General features: G+C 65.4%; 16 protein-coding genes and 1 pseudogene. 6 read left to right on the plus strand and 11 right to left on the minus strand.

All coding sequences use genetic code 11. From position 1 onward, the window contains the following. Window positions 1-260: 260 nt before the first annotated feature. The 10 genes from BLU17_RS28160 to sufB form a co-directional block, all read right to left on the minus strand. Window positions 261-1,007 (minus strand): SDR family NAD(P)-dependent oxidoreductase, encoded by a 747-nt coding sequence (locus tag BLU17_RS28160; RefSeq protein WP_092004625.1) that lies wholly within the window; start codon window positions 1,005-1,007, stop codon window positions 261-263. A gap of 50 nt (window positions 1,008-1,057) precedes the next feature. After that, window positions 1,058-1,183 (minus strand): hypothetical protein, encoded by a 126-nt coding sequence (locus BLU17_RS34295; RefSeq protein ID WP_281247871.1) that lies wholly within the window; start codon window positions 1,181-1,183, stop codon window positions 1,058-1,060. 261 nt (window positions 1,184-1,444) lie between these two features. Then, on the minus strand, window positions 1,445-1,666 hold the full coding sequence (locus BLU17_RS32740) for a hypothetical protein (RefSeq protein ID WP_143189363.1): 222 nt from the start codon (window positions 1,664-1,666) through the stop codon (window positions 1,445-1,447). Between the two features lie 172 nt (window positions 1,667-1,838). Continuing rightward, window positions 1,839-2,171, minus strand: a complete 333-nt coding sequence (locus tag BLU17_RS28165; RefSeq protein WP_092004628.1) for a Rieske (2Fe-2S) protein — start codon at window positions 2,169-2,171, stop codon at window positions 1,839-1,841. 1 nt (window position 2,172) lies between these two features. Next, complete coding sequence (locus tag BLU17_RS28170) at window positions 2,173-2,529, minus strand: SUF system Fe-S cluster assembly protein (RefSeq protein WP_092004631.1); 357 nt, start codon at window positions 2,527-2,529, stop codon at window positions 2,173-2,175. A 28-nt stretch (window positions 2,530-2,557) separates the two neighbouring features. Beyond that, window positions 2,558-3,010 carry a Fe-S cluster assembly sulfur transfer protein SufU gene (gene sufU / locus BLU17_RS28175; RefSeq protein WP_092004633.1) on the minus strand — a complete coding sequence of 151 codons (453 nt, stop codon included), beginning with the start codon at window positions 3,008-3,010 and terminating at the stop codon, window positions 2,558-2,560. Beyond that, the gene (locus BLU17_RS28180) at window positions 3,007-4,260 is read right to left on the minus strand and encodes a cysteine desulfurase (RefSeq protein WP_092004636.1); all 1,254 of its coding nucleotides are present in this window, start codon (window positions 4,258-4,260) and stop codon (window positions 3,007-3,009) included. The genes sufU and BLU17_RS28180 overlap by 4 nt, the downstream gene beginning before the upstream one ends. After that, entirely contained in the window at window positions 4,257-5,582 is a 1,326-nt protein-coding gene (gene sufD, locus BLU17_RS28185; RefSeq protein ID WP_092004639.1) for a Fe-S cluster assembly protein SufD, read from the minus strand. Before sufD ends, BLU17_RS28180 begins: the two co-directional genes overlap by 4 nt. A gap of 37 nt (window positions 5,583-5,619) precedes the next feature. Beyond that, window positions 5,620-6,426: a Fe-S cluster assembly ATPase SufC gene (gene sufC, locus BLU17_RS28190; RefSeq protein ID WP_092004641.1), complete on the minus strand. Its 807-nt coding sequence runs from the start codon at window positions 6,424-6,426 to the stop codon at window positions 5,620-5,622. A gap of 13 nt (window positions 6,427-6,439) precedes the next feature. Next, window positions 6,440-7,888 (minus strand): Fe-S cluster assembly protein SufB, encoded by a 1,449-nt coding sequence (gene sufB, locus BLU17_RS28195; protein WP_092004644.1) that lies wholly within the window; start codon window positions 7,886-7,888, stop codon window positions 6,440-6,442. A gap of 670 nt (window positions 7,889-8,558) precedes the next feature. Here sufB and BLU17_RS28205 point away from each other — a divergent pair. From BLU17_RS28205 to BLU17_RS33380, 4 genes and pseudogenes are all read left to right on the plus strand, one after another. After that, window positions 8,559-8,819: a DUF1488 family protein gene (locus BLU17_RS28205; protein WP_092004650.1), complete on the plus strand. Its 261-nt coding sequence runs from the start codon at window positions 8,559-8,561 to the stop codon at window positions 8,817-8,819. A gap of 485 nt (window positions 8,820-9,304) precedes the next feature. Beyond that, window positions 9,305-9,460 carry a hypothetical protein gene (locus BLU17_RS33375; RefSeq protein WP_176929219.1) on the plus strand — a complete coding sequence of 52 codons (156 nt, stop codon included), beginning with the start codon at window positions 9,305-9,307 and terminating at the stop codon, window positions 9,458-9,460. 351 nt (window positions 9,461-9,811) lie between these two features. Then, window positions 9,812-9,907, plus strand: a pseudogene (locus tag BLU17_RS34040) (GMC oxidoreductase); the annotation flags it as partial. 89 nt (window positions 9,908-9,996) lie between these two features. Continuing rightward, the gene (locus BLU17_RS33380; RefSeq protein WP_176929220.1) at window positions 9,997-10,149 is read left to right on the plus strand and encodes a DUF6496 domain-containing protein; all 153 of its coding nucleotides are present in this window, start codon (window positions 9,997-9,999) and stop codon (window positions 10,147-10,149) included. A 47-nt stretch (window positions 10,150-10,196) separates the two neighbouring features. On the opposite strand, the gene BLU17_RS28215 is transcribed toward BLU17_RS33380, so the two are convergent. Then, window positions 10,197-10,379, minus strand: a complete 183-nt coding sequence (locus BLU17_RS28215) for a hypothetical protein (RefSeq protein WP_092004654.1) — start codon at window positions 10,377-10,379, stop codon at window positions 10,197-10,199. A gap of 214 nt (window positions 10,380-10,593) precedes the next feature. On the opposite strand from BLU17_RS28215, the gene coxB reads away from it, so the two are divergent. Then, the gene (coxB, locus tag BLU17_RS28220; RefSeq protein WP_092004657.1) at window positions 10,594-11,562 is read left to right on the plus strand and encodes a cytochrome c oxidase subunit II; all 969 of its coding nucleotides are present in this window, start codon (window positions 10,594-10,596) and stop codon (window positions 11,560-11,562) included. Window position 11,563: 1 nt separating this feature from the next. Next, the coding region (locus tag BLU17_RS28225; RefSeq protein WP_143189364.1) for a hypothetical protein at window positions 11,564-11,748 on the plus strand (185 nt) is incomplete at its 3' end.

Genomic DNA, 11,748 nt, shown 5'->3' on the forward strand with positions numbered 1-11,748 from the left:
AGGTTGGTTTCGTATTGTCGGGATCACCGCGGAGCCGATGCACAGGGCGGATCCGGTCCGCATTGCGGCGTCTTGCCGGCGGAATGCGGGGGGCTACACGGCTGTAGCATTAGAGCATCGAGGTATGAATGCCTGGCGTCAGACTCCTTACGAAATATTTTCGATTGCCTCGTCAGGCGTCGATACGAGTGCAACGAGCAGAAAATCAAGTACGACGAATTAACCGGCGCCCATGCGCCGGTTAGCAAACAAGCCGGACTTTAAATGAAATTCACGCCGCCGTTCACGGCGATCGTCTGCCCCGTGACGAAAGCATTGCCCGTCACCATCAGCACGGCTTGCGCGACCTCGTCTGCTTCGCCCAGGCGCCCGACGGGCAGCCGCTCCGCCACGTTCGACGCCTTCAGCGGCGCGGCCATTTCGGTGTCGATGGGCCCCGGCGCCACGGCGTTCACCGTGATTCCGTCGCGGGCCACGCGGGCCGCATAGCCGCGCGTCAACCCTTCGACGCCTGCTTTCGACGCGTTGTAGTGAACGCCGACGAGCCCGCCGCCACGCGCCGCCGCCGACGAAAGATTGACGATGCGTCCCCAGCGGCGCGCGCGCATGCCGGGCAGCACCGCTTGCGTACAGAGAAACGCCGACTTGAGGTTGACGGCGAGCGTACGGTCGAATTCGGCTTCCGTAAGCGCGTCGATGTCGCACACCGTGCCCGTTCCCGCATTGTTCACGAGCACGTCGATCACGCCCAGGCGCTTCTCCACTTCGTCGATCATGTGCGCGACCTCGTCTGCAGCCGATACGTCGGCGCGTACCGCGATCGCGCGGCCCCCGGCGCTTTCGATCTGCGCGACGACATGGGCGGCTTCCGCCTCGCGTTGCCGGTAGTTCACGGCGAGCGCCGCACCGGCCCCTGCAAGCGCGAGCGCAATGGCGCGACCGATGCCTCGCGACGCGCCGGTCACCAGCGCAATGCGATCGTTCAGATGAGGGATACCAGCAGGCATGACGCACTCCTTTCTCGTGGGGGACAAGTCGCGAGGAGCGGCGGCGAACGTCATTTACCGACCGGATACGGAACCGGCCGGCGCTCGGCCGCGCGCATGGCGAGCGCGTCGATGGCGCGCGCCGTATCGAACCACGCGTTGCCGTCGAACTGATCGGGGGCGTCGCGTGCGTGCATTGGCGGTGCAGCTCCTTCTACGGTCGATAGATTACGCCAACGAAGCGTTCGAGGCGCGCTTCGCCGGGGCGCTCGCGCAGTGTGTCGTGCAAGCCGCGCACCAGACAGACGTTGCCGCTCGTCCGTCTGTCTGTTCATGCGCGCGCGTGAAAATTGCAGGCTAGTCCGGCTGGGCCGGTGAAATTAGCCATTCGCGTTCGGGTGTGCGTCATTGCGTTCCGATTCCACGACCTCCTCCCGCGCAAGACACTTGCTGCGCGCTCATGGCGCGGAGCCGATGCCCCCGCCTGGCCCGGCCAGTTCGCCCTCCTCGCTTTGACGAGGCTCGCTGGCAGCGTTACGCGCGCCGCCGAATCCATGACGGCGCGAAAGCGCGCTTGCGCGCAATCCCGCCCGCCGACGCGATCCCGAAACGGGGTCCAGATAGAACATGACGAGCGTGCCCGCCACTGCGGCCGCCGCAAATTGAATCAAAGCTCTCATGGATGCCTCTCGACGAATGCGGCGCACACCGCGCGCCGACATCGGCACATCCGGCGTTCCCTCGATGCGCGCAAAGCTTGTGCCGACACGGGCACACTAACCTGGCCGAATGTATTGCTGCATTTCATTCAGTCGCCCCCAAGGACGCAACCGGCTCGACGCCGCGCCGCGCTCAGAAGGCGCCCTCGTCCCATCGCGAATCTCGCACCTGCACGACGCCAGCCTCCACGCGCACCGCGAATGTCGCAACGTCCTCGTATGCCGGCGGCGCGAGGACCTTCCCAGTCTTGATGCAAAAGCGCGCGCCATGTCGCGGACAAACCACCACGTCGCCCTCCACGGCGCCGCCGGTAAGAACGCCGCCGTCGTGCGGGCACGTATCTTCGATCGCGTAGCAGGTTCCGTCGAGATTGAACACCGCGACCTGCGCGCCGTCCACCTCGACGCTGCGAACCGAGCCCGGCGGGAAATCGCCATATGGCGCGACATTCACCCAATCGGCCATGTCAAAGCATCCCCAGTTGCAGGAGCGCCGCCTCGGACATGCGCGCGCGTGTCCACGGCGGGTCCCAGACCAGTTCGACGCGCGCCTCGCTCACGCCCTCCACGGCATCCACACATTGCTCGACCGTCGCCGGGAAGGTTTGCGCAACCGGGCATCCCGGCGCGGTCAACGTCATGTGGATCGACACGGAACCCGTTTGCGCATCGACATCCAGTTCATAGACGAGCCCCAGATCGTAGATATTGACGGGTATCTCGGGATCGAACACCGTGCGCAATGCGTCGATCACGCGCTCGCGTAACGCGCCTGCGGCGAATTCCGGCCCGCCGCGCTTTTCAAGCGATTCTCTGGTATCCATCGTCCTGTCGCTCCCTGGTCGCTCGCCCTCATTCGGTGGACACGGTACCGCTCCCGTTACGCAACGCGGCGTGCAGCGTGTGCCACGCGAGTGTCGCGCACTTGATGCGGGCGGGAAACCCGCGCACGCCCGCCAGCACCGACAGCTTGCCAAGCCCCTCCTGCGCTGCCGGCTGGTCTGCGGGCGCCGTCGCCATGGCGTGAAAGCGTTCGAACAGCGCCTCGACTTCAGCCTCGGTGCGCCCCTTGAGCGCCTCCGTCATCAAGGAGGCCGAAGCCGTTGCGATTGCGCATCCCACACCCTCGAAGCCGACGTCCTTGACGATACCGTCCTCGATGCGCAGGTACAGCGTGACGCGGTCGCCGCACAGCGGGTTGTACCCCCCGGCGTACCGGTTCGCACCGGGCACGGCGTGGCAGTTCCGCGGGTGCCGGTAGTGGTCGAAAATGGTCTCTTGATACAGGTCTCGCAGATCGCTCATAGCCGGAACACCTCCCGCACGCGTGCGAGGCCGTCCAGCAGCGCGTCGATGTCGGCGCGCGTGTTATAGAGCGCAAGCGACGCGCGCACAGTGGCCGGCACGCCATAGCGCGCCATGACCGGCATCGCGCAGTGATGCCCCGTGCGCACGGCCACGCCGCACTGGTCGAGTATCGTGCCGATGTCGTGTGCGTGCGCGTTCTCCATGACGAACGACAAGATTCCGAGCTTTTCCTTTGCAGTCCCTATCATCTGCACATGCGGCAGCGAGCGCAATGCGTCGTCCGCGTAGGCGAGCAGGTCGGCCTCATGCCGCTGCGCCACTTCCACGCCGATCACGCTCACATAGTCGAGCGCCGCAGCCAGCCCGATCGCGCCGGCAATGTTCGGCGTGCCCGCTTCGAAGCGCCACGGTATTGCGTTGTACTCGGTCTTTTCGAACGTCACGGCGCGGATCATGTCGCCGCCGCCTTGCCATGGAGGCATGGCTTCCAGCAGCGCCGCCCTCGCATAGAGGACGCCGATGCCGGTCGGGCCATAAATCTTGTGCCCCGAGAACGCATAGAAGTCGCAATCGAGCGTGGCCACGTCCACAGGCAAATGCGCAATTGCCTGTGCGCCGTCGAGCAGCACCGGTACGCCGCGCGCGTGGGCAAGCCCGATGAGCCGCGCTACGGGATTGACCGTTCCCAGCGCATTCGACGCATGCGCGATCGCCACCATGCGCGTGCGCGCACCTAGCATGCGTTCGTACGCGTCGATGTCCAGCGTGCCGTCGTCGCGGATCGGCGCGACCTTGAGCAGCGCGCCTGTCTGCTCGCAGACGAGTTGCCACGGCACGATATTCGAATGGTGCTCCATGGCGCTGATGAGGATTTCATCGCCGGGTGCAAGACGTGGCCGCGCGTAACTTTGCGCCACCAGGTTGATCGCTTCGGTGGTGCCACGCGTGTACACGATCTCCTGCTCGCGCGCCGCGCGCACGAAGCGCGCAATCCGCGAGCGGGCGCCTTCGTAAGCGTCGGTGGCGCGCTGCGAGAGCAGGTGCACGCCGCGATGCACGTTGGCGTTGTCATGCTCGTAATAGGCCTGTTCGGCGGCGATCACGCTCGTGGGCTTTTGCGTGGTCGCGGCATTGTCGAGGTAGACGAGCGGCTTGCCGTGCACGCTTTCGCGCAGAATCGGGAAGTCGCCGCGCCAGCGTGCCACCGTTTCAGTCTCGGGACTGCCCACCGGTTCGAGCAGGTTCATGACAGTCCTCGCAGGTATTCGCCGCCAGGCAGTCGCGCGAGCAGTTGCTGCGTGAGCCTGCCACGCAGCGCGGCGCTTTCCACGCGCTCCACGCTCTCGCGCGCGAACGCCCACACGAGCAGCGCGCGTGCGATGCGTTCGTCGATTCCTCGCGAACGAAGGTAGAAAAGCGGACGCTCGTCGAGTTGGCCGACGGTCGCGCCGTGCGTGCATTTCACGTCGTCGGCGTGAATCTCCAGTTGCGGCTTCGTATCGACCTCGGCGTGGCGCGAAAGAAGCAGATTGTCGTTGCCCTGATGCGCGTTGGTCTGCTGCGCATCCTGGCGGACGATCACGCGGCCGTCGAACACGCCATGCGAGGCGCCGTCGAGCACGCCCCGATAATATTCTCGGCTCGTACCGCGCGGCTTTTCGTGATCGATGCGCGTGTGGTGATCGACGTGCTGCTTCGCGCTGACGAAATACAGGCCGTTCAGTTCGGCCAGCGCGTCCTCCGCGTCGAGCCGCGTGTCGATTTCGGTGCGCGACAACGCGCCGCCGAACGCGAACGAATGCGAGCGCAGGTGGCTCGCACGGCGCTGCGAAACGCCCACACGGGCGATATGAAACGCACTGCGGGCTTCCTGCTGGATACGGCAATGCTGAACGTCGGCCTCCTCGTCGGCGACGATCTCCGTGGCCGTGTTGACGAGATAGGCTTCGTCCGTGATGCCGACGAACTGCTCGACGATCGAGCACCGCGCGCCCCGTTCCGCCAGCACCGCGTTGAACGGATGCATGGCGAGCGCCGCCTCGCTGCTGAAGAAAAGCACGTGCAACGGCCAGTCGATCTCGCAGCCCGGCGGCAGCGCGACCACATAGCCGTCGTTGAGGAATGCGCCGTTCAGCGCGGCAAAGCCGTCTTCCGGCACGCGCTGCGTCATGATGGCTTCGAGTCGTTCCGGAATCCTTCGCATTGCCTGCGTCAGCGTGCCAATGAAGGCCCCTTCCGGCAACGACGGAACCGAAGACAGCTTTGGTGCATGACGGCCGTTCACGAACACGATGCGCGCCGCGGCGTCCCCGGGCACGAGCTCATCGGCGAGGCGGGCGAGATCCGTGTCCGCGCCGTCAGCGGGGGCAAAATGCCAATGCGGTTTCGCTATGGGCATCACGTTCGTGTATTTCCATTGCTCGAGTTGCGTACCGGGAAAGCCTAGCGTCTCGAAGCGGTCGAACGCGTGCCGCCGTGCCTTGCGCAGCCACGGCAGCTCCACGCCCGCCAGCGTGCCCGCCATCGTGCGAAATGCCTCGCGGTAATGCTCTCGCATTGATTCAGTCATCGTTGATCCTTGCCGTAGCGTGCATCGCGTCGCCGCGTTAGCGCGTGGCGCGCGGGCCCGCGTCGGGCGCGGCAGTGGCCCCGGTAGCCGCACCCACCTTGTCCTCGTCGCCGAGCCAGCCATAGCCTTTGCGCTCCAGTTCCTGCGCAAGCTCGTGTGTGCCTGAGCGCACGATGCGCCCCTGCGCGAGCACATGCACGTGGTCCGGTACGATGTAATCGAGCAGCCGCTGGTAGTGCGTCACCAGCACAATCGCGCGGTCTTTACTGCGCATCTGGTTCACACCACGCGCGACCACCTGAAGCGCGTCGATATCGAGGCCGGAGTCGGTTTCGTCGAGAATGGACAGACGCGGCGCGAGCACGCTCATCTGCAGCACTTCGTTGCGCTTTTTCTCGCCGCCCGAAAACCCTTCGTTCACGCCGCGGTACAACATGTCTTCGCGCATCTCCATATCCGCCATTTTCTCTTTGACGAGCGCGAGAAAATCCATGGCGTCGAGTTCTGCTTCGCCTCGCTGCTTGCGCTGCGCATTGAGCGCCGCCTTCAGCAAATAGATGTTGCTGACGCCCGGTATTTCCACCGGATACTGAAAGGCGAGAAAGATCCCCCGGCGTGCCCGTTCGTCGGGCGCGAGCGCGAGCAGGTCGCAGCCGTCGTACTGCACGCTGCCCCCCGTGACCACGTAATGCTCGCGCCCGGCCAGCACATGGGCAAGCGTGCTCTTGCCGGAGCCGTTCGGCCCCATGATCGCGTGAACCTCCCCCGCGTTCACACGCAGATCGAGACCGCGCAGGATCGGCTTCTCTTCGACCTCGACACTCAGATTGCGAATTTCCAGCATGCATCTCTCCCTCTCAACCTACGCTGCCTTCCAGGCTCACGCCCAGCAGCTTCTGCGCTTCGACGGCGAATTCCATTGGCAGCGCCTTGAGCACGTCCTTGCAAAAGCCGTTGACGATCATCGACACCGCGTCCTCCTCCGAAATGCCGCGTTGCCGGCAATAGAACAACTGGTCTTCGCCGATACGCGACGTCGAGGCTTCGTGCTCGACCTTTGCGCTCGGGTTCTTCACCTCGATATAGGGAAACGTGAACGCGCTGCACCGGTCGCCTAGCAGCAGCGAATCGCACTGGGTATAGTTGCGCGCATAGTCCGCCGGGCGCGCCATTTTCACGAGTCCGCGATAAGCATTCCTGCCGCGGCCCGCCGAAATGCCTTTCGAAATGATCGTGCTGCGCGTATTGCGCCCGATGTGAACCATCTTCGTGCCGGTGTCGGCCTGCTGACGATGGTTGGTGAGCGCCGCCGAATAAAACTCGCCAATCGAGTTGTCGCCCTGCAAGATCACGCTCGGGTATTTCCACGTGATGGCGGAGCCGGTTTCGACCTGCGTCCACGAGATCTTCGAGTCGGCTTCGCGGCAGTCGCCGCGCTTCGTCACGAAGTTGTAGATGCCGCCGCGCCCCTGCGCGTCGCCCGGATACCAGTTCTGCACCGTCGAATAGCGGATCTGCGCGCCCTCCAGCGCGACGAGTTCCACCACGGCCGCATGCAACTGGTTTTCGTCGCGCACCGGGGCCGTGCACCCCTCCAGATAGCTGACGTAAGCGCCCTTGTCGGCCACGATGAGCGTGCGTTCGAACTGGCCCGTGTTGCGCGCGTTGATGCGGAAATACGTGGACAGTTCCATCGGGCAGCGCACGCCAGGCGGGATATAGCAGAACGAGCCGTCGCTGAATACGGCCGAATTCAAGGTCGCGAAGAAGTTGTCGGTGTAGGGCACGACCGAGCCGAGATACTGGCGCACGAGGTCCGGATAATCGCGCACTGCTTCCGAAAACGAGCAGAACACAATGCCCAGCTCGCCAAGCTGCCGGCGGAACGTCGTCGCCACCGATACGCTGTCGAACACCGCATCCACCGCCACGCCTGCGAGCACTTCGCGCTCCCGCAGCGGCACGCCGAGCTTCTCGTAGGTGCGGAGCAGTTCGGGATCGACTTCCGCGAGGCTTTTCGGTCGCGTGGCCTGCGTGTGCGGCGCGGAATAGTAAGCAATGTCCTGATAGTCGATAGGGGCATGCTCGACGCTCGCCCAACGCGGTTCGCTCATCGTGAGCCAATGCCGGTACGCAGCGAGCCGCCATTCGAGCATGAACGCGGGTTCCTGCTTGCGTTCGGAGATGAGCCGTATGACCTCTTCGGACAGCCCGCGCGGCAACGTGTCGGACTGCACGTCCGAAACGAAGCCGTGCCGGTATTCCCGTCGAAGCAATTCTTCGATCCTGGTCGCGTGTGTATCCATGACTTTATTACGGTCTCCTTTGCACTCACGATCTCATTCTAAGACCAGTGCGAAAACCCTGGCATGCCCAAGGTTTAAGCGAAACGTGGCAAGCGGGCACGCGCGATGCGAAAGACCCTGCCGACGAAAGAGATTTAGAACGCGTGCGAATGAAGCCGATCATTTCGCTACTGCGCCGCTGCGCTACTGATAGCCCGTTTCTTCGCTGCGCAACTACGCCGGCATCGATTTGTCGGCGTTGTTTGACCGCATGGCGCACGGGCACGATCACGCTTGCGGGCATGCGGTTCGCGAATGCCCGCACTGAAGCACGACCCATCGAAAAGACACGGGAGAAGCCATGAAGTCTCGTCCCGCCCTGGCTTGGGGTGCGATCGCGTTGTTGCCGCTGTCCGCCGCGTGCGTCGTCGCGAGTGCGCTGGCGGGGAGCCCCGCGCCACCTCCGGCTGCGCCCATGGCGAAACCGCCCGTCGCGGCTTCGGGCGCCACGAGCGCATCCAACCCCGACAACATGCCGATGAAAAAAACCAAAGGTCCCGCGACGGACGATCAAATGATGCGCAGCGACCCCGCGAGCGCAGCAAAGGCGAAATAGAAATAGCACGCCCTGAACCCAGGAGCGCGGCCTGCTGCCGCCCGCTTGTCAATGCCCTTAAAGCGGAGGACCGAGATGAGAATCGAATTTACAGGCCGCCGTCACGCCGTGGCGGCGGCGCGCGTCGCGTTCGAAGCCCAGGTCGACGACCAGCCGGTATGGTGCAGCGTATCGCTCGATGCGCTGAACGATCGCTTCGGCAACACCGGCACCTCGGCGCATGCGCTGTTGAGCGCATTCGAGGCAAACCGCCCCGGCATCGAGCAGGCGGCGCGGCGCGCGCTGCAGAAAAACGGAGGCCGGTCGGTAGAGCTCGAGACGCGCGATCTCGAGTGATCGAGATGCGTCGTGGTGTCCGGTTCGCTGGAATCGCTCGAATCGCTGCGCGACTCGGTCGCGGCTTTGCTCAGGGCGCAACGATATGCCACGGACGTGGCCGGCACGCTCGACGAGTCGCACCGCGCACGCCGCGCCCCGGCTACCCGGCGGGTTGCAGCCTGCGGCCGGGCCGCTGCCTGTCCTGTTCTTCCCGATTGCGCAGGCGGCACAACCTGGTCGCGCGGCACGACCTCAACGAGACCATGGAGTGCTTCACGAACGACTCGATCGCGCCATAAACGTCGCGTAAGTCATCGTCATGACAGCCCCGGTATCCATAACCACGGGCATCCGTACGGACTCGCGCCGTTCAATTCGGGTACGCTGTCGGCTAATCTCTTTTGCGTCCGCGTCCAGCGCCACCCTTCGTGCGCGTCGCTTTTCCCTTGAAGCGCTGGCGCGGAACGCACGCTACGAACAGCCCAGCCGTGACGGAGAGGAACATGGACATGTTGCAACTGGGAACCGCTGCCGGCGTTATGGTCCTGATCGTCGCGGCCATGGCCGTGATCGCGCACTATCGCCGCGAACGGCGGCGCGCAAACCTGCTGCGCAACCTCGACCACCACGACTGGTGCAGGTGGACGCGTATCCGATAGCCGTGCGTGCCGTCCGGTGCGGCGTTCCGGCCCGCATTGCGAAAGCCCGCTCGGCCTCCTGAACGTCGGCTTCCTGGCCAAAGCCCCTCCGCGCGACGCCGATCACCTGCTCGCGCCGGGCGCGGCGCAGCCTGCCGATGAACCCGAGCCTGTCCGGGCCCGGCATGCCCAGACCGGAGAGCACGAGATCCGGCGCCGGGCCATCGAGCAACGACGGCGCCTCGTTGCCGCTCGTCGCGGTCCGCACGTTTGCGCCTTCTAAATCCGCTGGTACAAGGGCCGCCCTCGCTCACCGGGCAATGGAACTACGAGGACAAGGGCAAGGACTTTCACGGCGGCTATTGCTATAGGCTCCCGAACCTCTGGATCTGTGACGGCTCCGTGTTTCCGACCGTGGGCAGCGTGGATCCGTCGCTTACCGTTCAGGCCATCGCCTGCCGCACCGCCGCATCATGGCAAAGGCCGCGCGCGGTGAATTGTGAGCGCGCGGGCACGCGTCGTGCGTTCGAAAGGACGACTTTTGAAAGGAGGTCGTCATGCCGCTCAGCAAGGGAAAAACGCGCGAATCGATATCGAAGAACATCAAGACGGAAGTGAAGCAGGGCAAGTCGCAGAAGCAGGCCGTCGCCATCGCGCTCAATCAGGCGCGCAAGTCCGGCGCGAAGATTCCGAAGAAGAACCACAAGTGACGGCCGCGCGCCGCACTGGCGGCGCGCGGTATTGCGCACTGCGTTCGTTAGCCATCCTCGCCAACTTCGGCCGGTTCCGGCAGGTCCGGCAGTTCGTGCGGGTCCGCTTGCGGAGCGCCGGGCTGGCGTTCGTCGGGCTCCGCGTCCCGGCCGGGATCGTGCTTGGGCGGCTGCGTGGCGGGCACCGCCACGGCGCGTGAAAAGCGGGGGACGTCGTGGAAGCATTGCATGGCGTATCTCCGTGAACGAGGTAGAGGACCACGAGGTGGCGCAGTGCTCATGCCCGCCTGCAGTGCGATACGGGGGAGATGGGCATGCGGAGTGCGCACGCGCAGCGCAAGCCCGTGAGGCGCAGTCGAGGAGTAAACCGATGTCCCGTGCCATGTCCGCCACTGCAACGCGCCGTGCGCAAATCCTCCGGATGCCGATGCTGCCGCCGCGGCCATGACCCCGCTCGCGTATTTCCTGCACAGCGCGGGGCCCGCGGCGGCTCCGGTGCGGGTGCTCGACTGGGCTCTCGCCGCGCTGTGCATCGCCGTATGCATCGTGATCGCGCTGCTGCTGTTCATGGCGCTGCGCCGACGCCGCGACGCCGTCCCGCAGGACGAAGCCATGCCGCAGGCGAACGTCGCCGACGAGGAAGGCGAGCGCACCGCGAATCGCATCGTCGCCGTCGGCACGGCGATTTCGTCGGTGCTGCTCCTCGGCGCGCTCGTGGGCATGCTGCGCGTGCTGGCCGCGGTCGCCGAGCCGCCGCGCGCGCCCTCGCTTACCGTGACCGTGACGGCTTACGACTGGTGGTGGAGAGTGACCTATCGAACGCCCGGGGGCACGACCTTGGAAACGGCCAACGAGATCCACATACCCACGGGCGAACCCGTGCGCGTCGATCTGAAGAGCGCCGACGTCGTGCATGCGTTCTGGGTGCCCGCGCTCGCGGGCAAAACGCAAGCCATTCCCGGCCAGGTCAATCACCAATGGCTTCAGGCCGACCATCCCGGGGTATGGCGCGGGCAGTGCACGCAGTTCTGTGGACCGCAGCACGCGCACATGGCGATGGAAGTGGTGGCGCAAGCGCCCGCCGACTTCGCGCGCTGGCTCGCGGCCCAGCAAAAACCCGCGGCGAGCGCGCAAAGCGGCGCGGCGCAGCGCGGCGAGCAACGCTTCGCGGCGCGCTGCGCGGGCTGCCACACGGTGCGCGGCACGCAGGCCGCAGGCGAACAGGCGCCTGATCTCACCCATCTCGCTTCGCGTCGTCTGATCGCGGCGGGCACGCTCGCCAACACGCCGGCCAACCGGCTCGACTGGGTCGCGCATGCCCAGCAGATCAAGCCCGAATCGTTAATGCCCGACATCGCCCTCACCCCCGCCGAGGCCAGCGATCTCGGCGCATGGCTCGACACACTCCAGTGACATGAACGACATCCCGGCCTCCCCCTCCGCCCATGGCGCGCCCGAACGCCCCGCCAGCGCCGCCGTGCCGCAACGCCCCCGCGCGGGCCGTCTCTCGCGCGTGCCGGAAACGGGAATCGCCCCGCTCGACGAGGAGACGCTGCGCCGCCTCGAAAAGACCTGGGAAACGCGCCCCGGCTGGCGCGG

The sequence above is a fragment of the Paraburkholderia lycopersici genome (assembly GCF_900096975.1).
GTDB lineage: Bacteria > Pseudomonadota > Gammaproteobacteria > Burkholderiales > Burkholderiaceae > Paraburkholderia > Paraburkholderia lycopersici.